This is a genomic window from Rhodococcus sp. IEGM 1372, from assembly GCF_030056835.1.
Taxonomy (GTDB): domain Bacteria; phylum Actinomycetota; class Actinomycetes; order Mycobacteriales; family Mycobacteriaceae; genus Rhodococcoides.
The window spans coordinates 13,353-28,212 of record NZ_JASHKS010000013.1 but is presented as its reverse complement, the minus strand read 5'-3'; the positions used below and the strand labels follow the sequence as shown (position 1 = coordinate 28,212).

18 protein-coding genes are annotated in these 14,860 nt (G+C 62.5%); 7 read left to right on the top strand and 11 right to left on the bottom strand.

Annotation, left to right across the window (positions count from 1 at the left end):
• Positions 1–29: 29 nt before the first annotated feature.
• The 8 genes from QM590_RS13425 to QM590_RS25945 all read right to left on the bottom strand — a co-directional run bounded on the left by QM590_RS13425 (position 30) and on the right by QM590_RS25945 (position 6,224).
• On the bottom strand, positions 30–452 hold the full coding sequence (locus tag QM590_RS13425; protein ID WP_027494146.1) for a DUF6153 family protein: 423 nt from the start codon (positions 450–452) through the stop codon (positions 30–32).
• A gap of 73 nt (positions 453–525) precedes the next feature.
• Positions 526–1,887, bottom strand: coding sequence for an MBL fold metallo-hydrolase (locus QM590_RS13420; protein WP_094686195.1), 1,362 nt, complete (start codon positions 1,885–1,887; stop codon positions 526–528).
• Positions 1,888–1,944: 57 nt separating this feature from the next.
• Positions 1,945–2,214 carry a metal-sensitive transcriptional regulator gene (locus QM590_RS13415; RefSeq protein WP_027494148.1) on the bottom strand — a complete coding sequence of 90 codons (270 nt, stop codon included), beginning with the start codon at positions 2,212–2,214 and terminating at the stop codon, positions 1,945–1,947.
• A gap of 79 nt (positions 2,215–2,293) precedes the next feature.
• Entirely contained in the window at positions 2,294–3,067 is a 774-nt protein-coding gene (locus QM590_RS13410) for a sulfite exporter TauE/SafE family protein (protein WP_179277853.1), read from the bottom strand.
• Complete coding sequence (locus QM590_RS13405; protein ID WP_094686196.1) at positions 3,067–3,486, bottom strand: DUF302 domain-containing protein; 420 nt, start codon at positions 3,484–3,486, stop codon at positions 3,067–3,069. Before QM590_RS13405 ends, QM590_RS13410 begins: the two co-directional genes overlap by 1 nt.
• Before the next feature lie 42 nt (positions 3,487–3,528).
• A complete protein-coding gene (locus tag QM590_RS13400) occupies positions 3,529–3,780 on the bottom strand; it encodes a YgaP-like transmembrane domain (RefSeq protein WP_027494151.1) in 252 nt (83 codons plus the stop codon).
• Positions 3,781–3,808: 28 nt separating this feature from the next.
• Positions 3,809–5,965: an MMPL family transporter gene (locus QM590_RS13395; protein ID WP_374230349.1), complete on the bottom strand. Its 2,157-nt coding sequence runs from the start codon at positions 5,963–5,965 to the stop codon at positions 3,809–3,811.
• 82 nt (positions 5,966–6,047) lie between these two features.
• On the bottom strand, positions 6,048–6,224 hold the full coding sequence (locus tag QM590_RS25945) for a DUF8730 family Cys-rich protein (RefSeq protein WP_094648454.1): 177 nt from the start codon (positions 6,222–6,224) through the stop codon (positions 6,048–6,050).
• A gap of 344 nt (positions 6,225–6,568) precedes the next feature.
• Between QM590_RS25945 and QM590_RS13390 the strand changes: the two genes are divergently transcribed.
• The 4 genes from QM590_RS13390 (at position 6,569) to QM590_RS13375 (ending at position 10,620) form a co-directional block, all read left to right on the top strand.
• Complete coding sequence (locus QM590_RS13390) at positions 6,569–7,189, top strand: recombinase family protein (protein WP_032390479.1); 621 nt, start codon at positions 6,569–6,571, stop codon at positions 7,187–7,189.
• Positions 7,190–7,647: 458 nt separating this feature from the next.
• Entirely contained in the window at positions 7,648–8,586 is a 939-nt protein-coding gene (locus tag QM590_RS13385; RefSeq protein ID WP_243597151.1) for a DUF2637 domain-containing protein, read from the top strand.
• A gap of 227 nt (positions 8,587–8,813) precedes the next feature.
• The gene (locus QM590_RS13380) at positions 8,814–9,626 is read left to right on the top strand and encodes a DUF6924 domain-containing protein (RefSeq protein ID WP_243597152.1); all 813 of its coding nucleotides are present in this window, start codon (positions 8,814–8,816) and stop codon (positions 9,624–9,626) included.
• Positions 9,627–9,807: 181 nt separating this feature from the next.
• Entirely contained in the window at positions 9,808–10,620 is an 813-nt protein-coding gene (locus tag QM590_RS13375; RefSeq protein WP_243597153.1) for a hypothetical protein, read from the top strand.
• A 14-nt stretch (positions 10,621–10,634) separates the two neighbouring features.
• Here the strand turns inward: QM590_RS13375 and QM590_RS13370 are convergent, their stop codons facing one another.
• Positions 10,635–11,006 (bottom strand): histone-like nucleoid-structuring protein Lsr2, encoded by a 372-nt coding sequence (locus tag QM590_RS13370; RefSeq protein ID WP_243597154.1) that lies wholly within the window; start codon positions 11,004–11,006, stop codon positions 10,635–10,637.
• A 196-nt stretch (positions 11,007–11,202) separates the two neighbouring features.
• Between QM590_RS13370 and QM590_RS13365 the strand changes: the two genes are divergently transcribed.
• From QM590_RS13365 to QM590_RS13355, 3 genes are all read left to right on the top strand, one after another.
• Positions 11,203–11,403 carry a type II toxin-antitoxin system HicA family toxin gene (locus QM590_RS13365; RefSeq protein ID WP_243597155.1) on the top strand — a complete coding sequence of 67 codons (201 nt, stop codon included), beginning with the start codon at positions 11,203–11,205 and terminating at the stop codon, positions 11,401–11,403.
• On the top strand, positions 11,400–11,786 hold the full coding sequence (locus QM590_RS13360; RefSeq protein WP_243597156.1) for a HicB family toxin-antitoxin system: 387 nt from the start codon (positions 11,400–11,402) through the stop codon (positions 11,784–11,786). The genes QM590_RS13365 and QM590_RS13360 overlap by 4 nt, the downstream gene beginning before the upstream one ends.
• 71 nt (positions 11,787–11,857) lie before the next feature.
• Positions 11,858–12,634 carry a DUF6924 domain-containing protein gene (locus QM590_RS13355; protein ID WP_243597157.1) on the top strand — a complete coding sequence of 259 codons (777 nt, stop codon included), beginning with the start codon at positions 11,858–11,860 and terminating at the stop codon, positions 12,632–12,634.
• 98 nt (positions 12,635–12,732) lie between these two features.
• Here QM590_RS13355 and QM590_RS13350 read toward each other — a convergent pair whose 3' ends face one another.
• Both QM590_RS13350 and QM590_RS13345 read right to left on the bottom strand, forming a co-directional pair.
• A complete protein-coding gene (locus QM590_RS13350) occupies positions 12,733–13,509 on the bottom strand; it encodes a hypothetical protein (protein WP_243597158.1) in 777 nt (258 codons plus the stop codon).
• 31 nt (positions 13,510–13,540) lie between these two features.
• Positions 13,541–14,539 carry a NucA/NucB deoxyribonuclease domain-containing protein gene (locus QM590_RS13345; protein ID WP_243597159.1) on the bottom strand — a complete coding sequence of 333 codons (999 nt, stop codon included), beginning with the start codon at positions 14,537–14,539 and terminating at the stop codon, positions 13,541–13,543.
• Positions 14,540–14,860: the final 321 nt, after the last annotated feature.

Here is a 14,860-nt window from a genome sequence, read left to right as displayed (position 1 = left end):
CGACAGACACGCGTCTGCCGGGCTCCCTGTCACACTCGCAAGGTCACCGATCTGTCCAACTCCCATAACGTCCACGGCGGCGCACGCTCAAGCGTGGAGTCGGCCCGTCCAATGATCCGGTTCACCGATGTCGGCGCCAGGTCGAGGGCTGCGCTCATCGCCGGGACCGTCAGCGCGGGCCACGACACCGTCGTGCCGACGCAGGGATGCATCATCTGGTGCCCCGACGGGCAGTCATGTTCCCCGGTCATCACCGGAACCGTGGCGTCCGTGTGGGACGGTGCTGCGAACGAGGCATGGCCGCCGCTCATCGATGTGGACATCGAGCCGGTCACGGGCATCGACATCGGTGTCACCGAATGCATCAACAGGACACCGAACACCGTCAGTGCAATCAGTAAAGCTGCCGTCGGAGCTGTGCCCCGTCGACCGTGCCGATTCACTGAGTGCATGCGGCCGATGATACCAACATATACCCCCTGGGGGTACGCCTGTCTCGTCGCGTTCGGTCGTCGAAGCATTTCGTCATGTCTTCGAGGTGTCGAGTCCGAGATCTGTTGCGCGGTTGTAGTCGTCGTCGATGAGCACCACGCTGCGATGTTCCCGGTCGAGTAGTGAGGCCGCGATCGAGGCGCGATAGCCGGAGGCGCAGTGCACCCACACTTTGCCGTCGGGAACTTCTGCGAGTCGGTGCGGCAGTTCGTGGAGGGGAATGTTGATCGCACCGGGGATGTGGCCGTCCGCGTATTCGGACTGTTGACGGGTGTCGAGCACTGCAATGTCCGAGTCCTCTGCGGCGAGTCCGGCGAAGTCGGACACTTCGTAGGACCGTACGCGCCCGTCGCTGGCGAGCGAATGAATCTCTCCGACAGCGGAGCCGGAGGGGTGGTCGATGCCGATACGTGCCAACTCCCTTGTGGCCTCGTCGATTTGATCGGATGTGTCGCCGATCAAGGTCAGCGGCGCACCCCACTGGTAGAGCCAGCCGAGGTAGGTGACGAATGTCGTCGACAGCTCGAAGCCGAGGGAACCGTCGAGATGTCCGGCAGCGAAGGCGGTGCGTGCGCGGAGGTCGACGACCCATTGTCCGTCGTCGATGCGGCGGCGTAGTTCGTCGGGGTCGACGGGTTCTGGGGTGGACAGGTCGATCGGTGCGGGGCCTTCGGTGTTGATGACGCCCATGTGGGCGTAGTACGCGGGGTAGGCCGACAGTCCTGCGATCAACTCGTCGACGTAGGTTTGTTCGTCCTGGGTCAGCGCGGGATTGGACTGTTGCTGTTCACCGATGGTCGACGAGTCGCCGCTGGTGGGGGTCGCGGAGCAGAAGCTACCGAATCCGTGGGTGGGGTAGACCTCGACGTCGGCGGGGAGTTCGGCGGCGATTCGACGGACCGAGTGGAACTGGGCATGGGTGAGCTCGTCGGTGTGTTCGGAGCCGAGTAGGTCGGTGCGGCCGGTGGATCCGTAGAGCATCGAGCCGCCGGTGAAGATCGCGATCGGTTCGTCTCCGAGTTGCAGTACGTAGCTGACGTGATGATGTGTATGGCCCGGGGTGTGCATGACCTGAAACGTCGCCGATCCCGCGTCGACGACATCGCCGTCCCCCACTGCCCGTCGCTCGAATTCGACCGGGTCACCCTCGGGCACAACGTATTCGGCTCCGGTGGCGCGTGCGAGTTCGAGTCCGCCGGTGACGTAGTCGTTGTGGATGTGGGTTTCGAGTACGTGGGTGATGGTGGCGTTCTTCTCCGTGGCCAGTGCCAGGACGCGGTCGATGTCACGTTGGGGATCGATCACGACGGCGATGCCGTCGTGGCTGATCAGGTAGCTGCGGTCGCCGAGGCTCGACGTTTCGATGATGGCGATGTCTGGATCGGTGGTGCTCACGGGGTACTCCTACGGTGTAATCGGGTCGGCCTCGTTTCTGACGTGAAACGTCCTCGTTCAGGCCAGTGCGAGGAAGAGCTTTTCCAGTTCTGCTTCGGTCATGGGCTCTTTGTTGTCTGCGGTGTCGCCGGTCATGCATTCACGAAGGCCGGTGGCCACGATCTTGAATCCGGCTTTGTCGAGGGCGCGGGAGACGGCGGCGAGTTGAGTGACGACGTCTTTGCAGTCGCGTCCGTTCTCGATCATGCCGATCACACCGGCGAGTTGGCCGTGTGCGCGGCGCAGACGGTTGAGTACCAATGCGATGCTGTCTTCGTCGCCGATCATTGCGGTCTCCTGAGGGTGTGTGATGGTGGTAGTCCTTCCAGATTACCCCCGGGGGCATCGGTTCGGTGTGTGCAGTCGGTCATGAAAGAACGAGGGTGTCGACAAGTACATAGCCCGCGACGGCGAACACCAGGTAGGCGAACCACGTGCGCAGCTTGTCGGTGTCGATGCGTGTGCTCAGTTTTCCGGCGACCAGCGAGCCTGCGATCGCCGCACCGGCGAACGCGGCTGTCAGTGGCCAGTTCCCGCCGAGCCCGTCGGCCTGAGCGATCAGTCCGGCGGCGGAGTTGGCGACGATGACCACCAGCGACGTTCCGACAGCGACACTCATCTCGATTCCCAGCAACAGCACCAGAGCGGGGATGATCAGAAATCCTCCGCCGACGCCGAACAGTCCGGTGAGGACACCGACCCCGAACCCGGTCGGTATGGACCGTGGTGCGCATCGCCGCCAATCGATCCCGGAACTTCCTGTCTTGCAAGCGGTTCCGACATCGTCGGTGCTGCGCAGCATCCGCGCCCCGGCGATGATCATGACGATCGCGAAGCCGATCATCACTGCGGCCTCGGGCAGATGCCTGCCCAGGACGCTGCCGACCAGCGTGCCGACGATACCGGTGGCCGCGAAGATCGCCGCCAGTCGCCATTCGACGAGCTTCGCCCGCACCTTGGGGATGGCCCCGGTCGCCGAGGCGACACCGATCACCAGCAACGATGTCGGTATCGCCTCCGACAGGTCCATTCCCAGGGCGTAGACGAGAACCGGGACGGCGACGATCGACCCACCGCCGCCGAGGAGACCGAGCAGGATGCCGACGGCGACGCCGAGGACCAGGGCCAGCGTCAGGGTCATCAGCTGTGTGCTGTGTCCTGGCCACCGAGTGCGTCGATGGCGGCCTGGAGCTTGGTGGTGGCCTCCGCCGCGACGTCGGAGAGTGCTGGTTCGCCTGTCGCTTGTACCATGATGTCGGGGTTCATGGCTTCGACGATGATCGATCCGGGTGCGCTCGTGTCGGCGCGGACGACGACATTGCACGGCAGCAGCAACCCGATCTGGCGCATGACTCCGACGGCGCGGTGCGCGAGGGTGGGATTGCAGGCACCGAGGATCAGATACTGCTCCATGTCCTCGTCGAGTTTGGCCTTCAACGTGGCCTGCATGTCGATTTCGGTGAGAACACCGAATCCCTGATCTGCGAGGGAGGCTTTGACGGCGTCGACTGCGGTGTCGAAGTCGGTGTCGGTCAGAGTGGTCGAGAGTGCGATGTTCATAAGGGAAGTTCCTTTCGGTCGTCGAACTGCGGTGATCTGGGCCTACCCGATTCGGGGCTGGCGAATACTCGGCACGCCCACCCTGGTGAGAAGCGCGCTGGCCGGGCACCAGCCGACCGCTGCGTAAAGGGCGAGGTTCGCGGCAGCGAACGCGCTGAGCAGTCGCCACTGCGGTGCGTGGAGTTCGCCGAGGGCCAGGCCGGTGGCGGTGACGCCGGCGGCGAGGGCGGGGACGATACGTTCGATCGGCCAGCCCGCGAACGCGGACGAGCGAGTGGTGTTCGGATCGATCATGATTGCTCCGTTCGGGTTGTAAGGGTGGTCAGTGCGAGAAGCTGATCGAGGGCAACACCTTGCGCAGCCAGGCCGGTGACCACCATGCGGCGTGTCCGCTCAAACGCAGCAGGACCGGCAGCAGGATCAGCCTGATCAAGAAGGCGTCGAGCAGTACCGCGACGCCGAGGATGATGCCCATCTCCTTCGGTGGGAGCGGATCGGAGAGTGCGAAGGTGAAGAACACTGCGACCATGACCGCGGCGGCGGCGAAGATGACCCGGCCGGAGTGGGCGAGGCCGTCGACCTGAGCGGCTTTCGGGTCCCCGGTCTTCTCGTAGTGCTCTTTCGCGGTGGCGAGCAGGAACACGGTGTAGTCCATGGCGATGGCGAAGATCATCGCGAAGAAGAACACCGGACCCCAGCCGTCGAGGAAGCCTTGCGGGGTGAATCCGAGCAGTGATGCGCCGTGCCCGTCCTGGAAGATCAGTTTCGCGACCCCGAACGCTGCGGCGGTCGAGAGCAGACTGACGGCGGTGCCGAGGATCGCGATCAGGGGTGCTTGGAGTGCGACGAGCAGCAGGATGAAACCGAGCGCCAGAATGATGCCGATCACCAGCGGTAGGTAGTCGTTCAGTGCTTGCTGTAGATCGAGGTTCTCCGCTGGGGCACCGCCGACCAACGCCGACTCCGGGAGTTCGGCGCGCAGGTCACCGAGGATGGTGCCCATTCTCTCGTCCGAGGGGTCAACGGTGGGAAGTGCTTGTAGCAGTGAGTAGTTTGAGCCGTCCGCGGCAGGCTGGGGCGGGGTGACCATCGAGATTCCGTCGACGGTAGTGGCTGCGGTGGCGGTCGCGGCGGCATCCGCGGACGGGACGACGATCTGCAGTGCGCCGGGTGCGCCGTCACCGAACTGGGCCTGGACGAGCTCGTAGCCCTGGCGAACCGGTGCGTCTTCGGGGACGACGGAGATCGAGGGCATTGCCACTTTCAGTCCGAGGACCGGAAGGGCCAGCGCAATGAGGATGCCGACGGACACCAGAGCGAACGGCCAGGGGTGCTTGTGGAGCAGTTCACCCCAGGCTGCGAATTTCGGGGAGCGGTGCTGCTGACGCTTGGCGTAGGGCAAGGATGCGGCGTTGACCTTGGAGCCGAGTGCACCCAGGGTTGCGGGGAGCAGGGTCATGGTGGCGATCAGCACGAACGTCACTGCGAGCATGATGCCGACGGCCATGGTGCGCACCGCCGGTGCGGGAACGAGCAGGACGGCCGAGAGGCTCACCAGGACGGTCAGTCCGGACAGGACCACGGCTTTGCCTGCGGTGTCCATGGTTTCGGCGACCGCGGCACGCGGATCGGCGTTGCGCAGTGCGTCGCGGAACCTGGCGACGATGAACAGGGCGTAGTCGATTCCGAGGGCGAGGGCGAACATCATCGCGAAGTTCATCGCCCACACCGAGATCGGCGTGACGCCGTTGAGCAGAACAAGTCCGCCTGCGGATGCGACCAGGCCGGCGACGGTGAGTAGCAGCGGCAATCCCGCGGCGACGAGAGAGCCGAACGCGAGCACCATGATCGCCAAAGTGACCGGCCAGGAGAACAATTCGGCCTGGATCATGGCGTCGTGGTTGGCTTTGTTGAAGTCCGACCACAGTGCTGACGACCCGGTGGGGTAGATCTCGATACCGTTGCCGGACAGTGCGGTCAGCTCGCCTTTGACCTCGTCGACGGCTTTGACCATGTCGTCGGTACTCGTGTCTGCGCCGGCGATGAGGATGCCGGTGTGACGGTCGGGGCTGATGGTCATGCCCGGCTGGGGGGCGACGATCTCGCCGAAGCGGGTGTCGCTGTCGAACACAGCCGCGACGTCGGTGAGTGTCTGCTGCATCGCCGGGTCTTCGATCGAGGCGGTGTCGGAGTGAACGACGACCTGCACTGCTGCAGAGGAGTTGCCGCCGAAATGCTGCTGGGCGAGTTCGCGTACCTGGACGGATTCGGATCCGTTGGCCTGCCAGCCGGCCCCGGCCAACGACGAAAACACCGTTGGTGCAGCTGATCCAAGGGCGATTAGGGTGATCAGCCAGATACCGAACACCCAGCGGCGACGCGTGACCATCGCGCTCCCCAGGCGGCCGAGTGCGCCAGGTGCAGGTGGCCGGTCACGGTCGTGTCGGTCGGTAGCCGCCGCGGTAGCGGGCACGGACATAGCATTCTCCTAAATACGGGTGGGGGTATATGACAAGGCCACGAAGGCCCAAAAGCTTCCTCGAAGACTTAAAGGTGAGGTGTCAGCGATGAAACAGGGAGTGAAAAAAGCCGGTGCGCCTAGCTGGATCGGGTGCCTCGCTCGACGAGCAGGTGCACTGCTGCGGCCGTGGGACATTCTTCATGACGCTGTCGATGTGGCGCCCGCAGCCGGCCCAGGTGGTCTTACCGCATGTCGGGCATGCGACGGGGTAGCACATGGCAATCCTTCCTGGCGGGGTGTACCTACTGTTGCACATACCTAGGGGGGTATGCAAGTACCCCTAGGGGTATAAATCATCGATGCGAGGGTGATGAATGGGAAGGTTCACCGCCGCGGGCGAAAGGGGAACGTTCGCATTTCGTGTAGGAAGACCGCGACTGCTCGAGACGGACTACAGGTCTACCTTTAACAGTGGCTGTATGACACCCACTTCTGAACAAGTGCAGCTGACTTCTGAAACTGACAATTCGATCGACGCTCGGACCAGCCTGTCGGTGTCCTGGTAGATAGTGTTGGAAGTAATCCCAGTTTGATCGCAGATTCCGAGACGAAGGGCTCCAGGTGGACGAAAACCTCATCGGGTACGCCCGGTGCTCCACGCGAGGACAGGATCTACGAGCGCAGCGCACAGCCCTTCGCAAGATGGGCGTCGACACCGGCAACATCTACACCGACCGCGGATACACCGGTCGCAACCGGGAACGTCCCGGCCTCACCGAAGCCCTCGCGGCAGTGGGGGAGGGGGACACCTTGGTGGTCACCAAACTGGACAGACTCGGTCGATCGGTCACGGACCTGAACGCCATCGTCACTGAGCTCGACGCAAAAGGTGCACGGTTGATCTACGGTGGCCAGGTCTACAGCCCTGGTGATCCGTCGAGCAAGATGTTCTTCACCGTCCTCGGTGCGATGGCCGAGTTCGAGGCCGACCTGACCCGCGCACGCACCCGTGAGGGCGTCGCGATCGCCAAAGAGCAGGGCCGGATGACCGGACGCAAGCCCAAACTCACTGCACTGCAACACGAACGCATCCTCAAGGACTACGAATCCGGCGAGTTCGGTGCCGTGAAACTCATGGAGCTGTACGGCCTGAGCCGATCAGCTGTCTACGCCGCCCTCATTCGGGCCCGCGAGCAACGCGACGGAGCACCCACACCCCGCGCTACAACTGCCAGGAGCTGACACACAATGAGCACCGACGCCAATCTCCACACCATCGACACGATCGGTGGCGCTCAGTTCGGCCTCGCCGCCGAGGCGACTTCATGACCGCCGAACGGGTGGTCGCACGATGCGCCTGGTGCGACCAGTGGCACTCCGAGACTCCAGCGAATTTGGTGCCGGCCGATCCGGTCTATCACGACGAGTGCCGCCCAGCCGGCGTGCACGGCTGGACCGCCGCCGATGCTAAGGCTGCTGGCACTGCTCGGCCCAGTCGATAGACCCTGTACACCGAAGTGGTTGTAATGCAATGACTTCGGCCGCGACGTCCATTTCCCGATCGCGCAACAAGAAGCGCAGAGATCTGCGGATCTCCTCGCGCACGTGTGGCCACACCGAATACATCATCCGACCGCGAAGGCCCCGGCAGTGCTCCAACACCGCCGGGGCCGGTCGATCACAGAACGGACCTGCGATCAATGAACAACGCTAATACCCACCCTGATCAGAACACCACCGAGGACACCCGCGAGATTCACCCTGCTGTCATCACCTGGGCGCTCGTCATCGGATTGATCGTCGCCTTTGCGGTTACCGCGTCCAGTTTCAAGTTGAGCTTCACTACCCTTCTCGACTTGGGGTCCATGGCCGGGCTACGCGATTCCGCGTGGGTCATACCGGTAGTGCTCGACGGACCGATCCTGGCGGCCAGCATCTTCCGTATCGCGCTGTCCCAGCACACAGACCGCGCCACCGTTCGCGGCCGCCGATTCATCATCGCCGTCTTTGCCCTCGCTGGAGTGGCCAGCATGGCAGGAAACGCCTACCACGCCGTCCTCACCGTCACCGACCTAAATGCGGCCGTCGCTGCCATGATGGGTGCCCTCGCTCCGCTGATGGTGATGACCATGGGCGAGATGATGTCCGTCGCCATCAGTGCTCCCCGTCGACGCATCATCACCGCGGCACCGGTTGCAGGCGATAATGCTTCGATCGGGCCGGCCTCCATCGCCGCCACACAGGACCCGGCCGTCGAGCGCCCTGCATCGCGGCCTTTCGAGGCTATGGGAGTGGAGGAAGACTTGGACAACGGCCTGCTCAAGCCTGCCGTGTGGACCAGTGTCCATCTCTACCTCGCGAACCCCGACTGGTCATTCAGTGATATCGCACGCCACCTCGAGCTCCACACCTCGACTGTCTCGCGGCACATCAAGACCTGGACTCAGGTACAGCAGAACATCGCCGCCGAACGCAGCACCGCAGCCCCCACCGTCGCAGCTGACCAGGCGCACAGCGCCACCACCGATGTCGATGGCGACCATAGCGCCGACGAAGCCATCGAAGCGGGTTCGGGGTACGACGCGGACGATTACGACTCGATAGCTGCCGGTCGTGACTACGCGGGCGCGACGCGGTGACCGAAGAGCGCTCCGCCAGAACAATTGCCGACGTACTGAACTGAGCGGCAACAGAATTCACGCCTGACTCGGTGATCGCGATACCTGCCCACTTGCGGGCGGCGTCTGTAAGTGTCCCGTTGGATTGTGTGACCCGTTGTGGGAGTGAGAGATCGTCGTGTCGTGCGTTTGCGTCGATGGGGCCCGACTCGATGCGATGTACCGCCCGTGCGTCCTATAGTGCGGACATGACGCGAGAACTGCCCGACGGGGAATCGTTGTTGATCCGCACAGACTTCTCCGACAACGCCCGGTGGAGTGACACTGTCGAGGCGGCGACGCAGCCGACAGATGAGGGGTTTGTCGCCGGTTTGACCGTGGTCGACGACGCGGAGTTCGACCGACTCACGCTCGGCGAGTTGGCCGTGATCATCGGGTCCCCACCGCCGTACTACGTGTTTCTCGCCGACGCTGCGACGATCACCGATCCGGAACACGCGATCCTTGCCGTGGACACCGCAGACGGTTCGTCGGGCTACCCTAGTTTCCGGGTGCATCCGTCGCAGATGGCGTCGGTGGAGAACAACCTGTCGTTGGCGAACATGGACTTCGAGGACTTCTCGTCGGCGGTCGGTGCGGATGGGGTGTTTCGCGGATTCGAGCCACCGGCTACGACGCGCACTCCATCCACGGCAGCACTGCTCGACGCCATCGAGCAGTCCTCGCTGTCGCCGGAGGCGATCGAGGTGTACCGCGCCTCGCTGGAGCAGTGGCCTCGACCGGATGTGGACGGGAACTACATCCCGGACGTCGCAGTGGGTCAGGCCGAGTTGGTCGGTCAGCAGCAACGCAACGAGTACCGGTACAACTCGTGGGTGATCGGACTGGAGGAGTCGATCGCGGCCCTCGCCGGTGGCGGCGCAGCCATCGGATTCGCCATCGTCGCCGCGAGTATTCGCGATCGCGTCGGTGGTTACTGCAGTGCGTGGGTAGACCCTGTCACCCTGGCACCGGTCGCGATTCTGGCGACGGGGCATCCGCCGCAGCGGACGCGCACCTGAGCGAGGCGGCCGCTCTCAAAGTGCTTTCGGCGACAACACCGCTCCGGTAACGCCGGTCCTGGTGACTGCTGCGCGCTATCACCGAACACTATTCGGGGCGAGCACCGTAGGAGCACTGCCACTCGCATCACGGTATGCCGGGGTCGACCCGCATCACCACTATCGAAGAACGGGAAGAGACATGGACGCCGAACAGGCGCGGTACGAGGTCACCGAGATCAAGGTGATCCGGGGTGCTGAGTCGAAAATAATCGCAGGTAAGCAGCAGGAAGGTTGGGAGCTGGTCGACCGACAGGATGGCATCCTGCGAACCACCTTGACCTTCCGTCGGCCAAAGCCGAAGCCCCCCTGGCGATTGTGGGCCGCACTGGGAGGGGTCGGGGTCATCCTGGCGGGCATCATCACCGTCGGGGCGCTCACGGAGGATGACGATGCGTCCACGACCGACGCCGCAGCGGCCTCGAGCGCCGAACAATCCTCTCCGCAGCCTGATCCGGAACAGGAAGCGGAACTTTCCCCGGCTGACCCGATGATTTGCGATACAACGGGAATCGAACTGTTTCCCGAACCATGCAAGTTCGGGCAGACCGCGATCTACAGCAGGAAGGTGCGATCGGGCCAGGTCCAGCTGGAGATCACAGTGGGCGCACCGGTCGAGTTCATCATGAGTGAAGACGCGAGGATCCCGTACGACCTTCCGCCGCAGCCTGTGAGCGTCTACTTCCCGGTCACCGTGAAGAACACATCGCCCGACTCAACCATGCCGGATATGGTCTCTACCCAGGCGACAAACGCCGAACAGGGTGCGTACGACGGCATCCGGGAAGTGCGAGACGGCGACGTCGGCTTGCGTTCGGTCACCTCCGCTCTCAGCCTGCCCGTGGGCGAGACGCTGACCGTCAAGGAAGGCTGGAACATGACAACGCTCGATGGTGTGCAGTACAGCCTGTCGATCGACGGTCAGGCCGGATACACCGTCGAGTTCGCGCGGTGATCCTGAAGTAATGATCAGTGTGCAGCGTTGAATGCTTCTTCGATCGCAGCGGGAATGCGGCCCCGATCGTTGATCTCGTAACCGTTGTCTGCGGCCCATTGCCGGACAGCTCTGGTCTGAGCCGGATCACGTGTGGCTCGGCTGTTCGAGGGTGCTGCAGATGGAGCCGTGGAGGTGGGGGTGTGTCGACGCTTACGCCCGCCGACACGGGTTGCGTGCTCGATGTAGTAGCCGATCTTCCGATGAAACTCGCTGGCGTTCTTCGCCTTCAGATCTACGAGGTAGTCGACACCGTTGACGGAGAATTCGATCGTCTCGCCTGATTCGTCGTCGATGACCGAGCCATCGATATCGTCGACCAATTGGGTGAATACTTTTTTTGCCACGGTTCGATGCGGCCTCTCTCGAGTAGAAACACATTGCTGTCGACAACCACCCTAACCAGACCGAACCCGCAGGCAGATGCACCAGATGAGGAATGTGGAATAGGCACTTCCTCCGTGTCGACCACCGCACCGCCACTCAGCCAAATTGTGTCTAGTCAACTTGACTAGAAAGTGTCCAGTCGGATAGACTAAAATCATGGTTACCGAGCAGCCCACGCGGAAAGTGGTCAAGGCCCTCAAGGCGGCCGGGTTCGCCTCGGTCCGCACGGTCGGCTCGCACAGCACGTGGGTGTCGGCCGATGGCGCAGTCAAGGTGACTGTTCCGGATGGGCACCGGACGATCTCGCCCGGCGTCTACCGCAAGATCCTCGCAGCCATGAAGGAGGCGCAGCAGTGAGCAAGACCTACACGGTGTCGGTGACCCGAGACGGCAAGTGGTGGATGATCGCCGTCCCCGAACTCGACGCCCTCACTCAAGCCCGTCGCATCGATGATGTCCCCACCGCGGCGAAAGAACTCATCGCCCTCGAAACCGGAGTCGCCCTCGCCGATGTCGAGATCGAGCAGCACATCGAACTCGAACCCGGGGGAGAGGATCTCGCGGTCCGCATCGCCGAGATCGCGACACAGCGAGCACGTCTGGCCGAGGACGAAGCCCGCGTCAAAGCCAGCACCGAGGCCTTCGCGAAGAAACTCGCCACCGCTCAGGTACCCGTCCGAGACATCGGATCACTTCTCGGCGTGACCTTTCAGCGAGCCAGCCAACTCGTCAACAACTGACCTGCGCATCGAAAGTTCGGTCCCTGGCAACTGCACCGGTTTCACAGTTGAGAACGACTAGAGTCGGTACCATGCCAACTCTGCCAGAAGGCCAATCCCTGCTCATCCGTACGTACTTCGGCAATGACGGTGCCTGGGAACAGGTCGCGCGAGAGGCCCAAGCGTCGCACGTACAAGACAGTGGTTATGAGGCTCAAGCCTTTCTGACGACGGTCGATGACCCGGAGTTTGCCGACATGTCGGTGTCACGCATTGTCGGCCTGGTGGAATCTCCGCCGCCGGACTATCTCTTCGTAGTCGACCAGCGGGCATGTGACGAGCCGGAACATCCAGTGCTCGTTGTGGATACAAGTGCCGATCCGGAAGACGAGGCAGCTACTTTTCGGGTTGTACCGAGCAGGCTCGCGGTAATCGAGAACAACTTGTCCATCGCAAATCTGAGCTTCGACGACCTCCGTTCCGGCTCTGATCCTGACGGGGTCTACCGCGGAACCCGAAAGCAATCCACTGAAAAGAGCCAAGTCCGTCGCGAGGATTTGATCGCCGCAGCTGACAACGCAGAAGACTCGCCGACGGTCCAGCAATTGCGAAAAGACCTGAGGACAAGGTCTGTGCCGGTCTGGCCGGCAAAAGTTGTCGATGATCTCCGGGACAGGTACGACTCGATTACCGGACAGACCTATGACTTGAAGCTGACCGTGGGATACAAAGAAGCGCTCGATGTTCTCGCTGAGGGCGGTTCCGCGCTGGGCATCCACTTCGCTGCCACCAACAGCTACTGGACTATCTACCTGGATCCGAACAATCTGAGCTTGCTGGCCGCCATGAAGGTGATCTATCCGTCGTGATCGCCGCCCGCCCGGGATTCCGTGACCGACCACAAAATCACCAGAGGCGCGCTAGTCCTCAAATTGATGCAGGGACCGGCGCGCCTCAGGGAGCGGGATCAGGAGATGGTGAACTCGCTGATCTGTGTTGTTCCATCGCTGGCGTAGACAGGAACCGTCTTCGGAGCCGATCCGAGGACATCGGTACCGCCGACGTTCTGCTTTTCGAGCGCCGTCGCCTCGTCGGGTGATGCTGCGGCCGTGTCGAGTGCGGACTTCTCGATGAAACCTTGGACCCCGTCGGTACCGATTGCAGCGACCAGATCAGGCAGTTCTGCGTCATTCGCAGCAGTGTCGCCTGCGCCGTACGACTGCCCGGAGGCGTTTGTTCCTGATTCGACGGTGGTTTCGTCCGTGGCACTTGGCGCTGCCGAGCGGGCCGCCGGGGCGGTCCAGTTGACGGGATTACTGGGGAAGGTGAGAGCTTCGCGGTACGCGCTCACTCCGTCCCACACCGCGGTGAAGCCGTGGCTGTTGTACGAGCCGGTGCCGCATGTTGCGGTGGTGCCGATTGTCAGTGATGCGGCACCGGTGAAGCTGTACTTGTAGCCCACGGCTTCACATAGAGCGCCGCTTTTGAACAACCGAGCCCGTACCCCGATGTCACCGGGTGCTACCTGCTGACCGAAGACCGAGTAGATCTTGGACTGCGCCGTTAGGTTCGGTGAGTTGATGATGGTGGAGGTGTTCAGAAACTGAACGCCGGCTCCGTTGCTGCCTGCCGGTCCGACCCATCCGGTGACCGTCTCCGCGTGCGCGGCACCGGGTACAGCGAGCGTCACAGCACCGAGTAGCGCGGTGATCGTCAAGGTCTTGCGAAGTGCGTGAATTTTCATTCTATGGAGCCTTTCGTGAGGGGTTCGGAGCTCAGCTTTGAGCGTTGACGTAGAAGCCGTCACCAGGCATGACCCGGTTTGTGCGGTAGAACTCGGCCATGAAAGTGCCTTGGTCGGTGTTTTCTGCAAGTGGAACCCACCTGACGGTTGATCCGTACCCTCCTTGTTCCGTGGACGCGAACGGGTACTCGTCGCACGAGGGGCTATCCATGTCAGTGGGTTTGTCTCCCAATAGGTTCAACCGCTGCAGAGACGAGGAGGGGCATGCCGCCTCTCGGTTCGCTGCGTTGTTTGCCGATGGACCGCGAACAAGTGGGTTTCCCGAACCGGGAATGCCTGACTCGTATGCTGCCTGACCATCCAGAATGGTTCCTGTGATTGTGGGGAACCGCGCGGCGGTGTACGTGACCGTGGGTATGAACGACGGGTTGACGCAGCCAGTGCCGTAGTTGACCGCCGTGGCGGCGTCGCACCTGATCTTTTGGTTGGTCGTGCGGGTCCGTCTCGGCTCGTCCAAGTCAGGCACGGGGGTATTGCCCTGATAGTCGAAACGCATTGTCGTTACATCGGTGTTGGAAGTTGCGTTGCCCTGGGTGTAGTGCTCCCATTGGTTGAAGGCGGTCGATCCGACTGCCATAGGGAACCTGAAAGGCGTCCACCCCTGGGAAGTATTGCCCGATCCCCTCAGCGCGATGAGCTCGAACTCGAAGATTCCGGGAACCGTCAGTTCGGGGTTGGTCGAGACGACGTTGGCGTACATCGTGATGACGGACTCTTTGGTGGGTGTTTGAACCGGTGAGCGAACATGCAAGATGATGTTCGTGAGCCAGCTGCCGATCGGGGTCAATGGCCCACTGGGAGGGTTGTACTGCACGTACTGAGTCACCGTTGCCTGGTACGTCTTGCAGGACTGGAATCGGGTGTCGCGGCAGTCGAGTGGGGGTGCTTGGCGAGCTCCAGGGCCGGCCTGTGTACTGCGGCTCTGCATCACCTGGTTGTAGATCGCCGCCGCTTCGGCGGGATCGGTCACTTCTCGGGAAGATCGGTCCTCGGTCAGCGGCTCACCGGTCGGAGTGCGCGGAATTTCTTCCGGTGGAACAGCTGGGATCGAGTCCGAACTTTGAGGTATGGGAACGTCGCCAGGTTCGGGACTGCTTGACGATTCAGGTACTCCGGATTCGAGCTGGCTAGCTTCTGGATCTGTAGGTGCTGGATCCACTGGTTGAGCATTGACGGCGACGTTGGGGCCGATTGCGAATGCAATCACAGCTACGCAAACGAATGCACGATGCGACCAGCGCGATCGAGGACGAGGTTGCAGTGTTTCTACACCTGAATTCTTCAACGGATT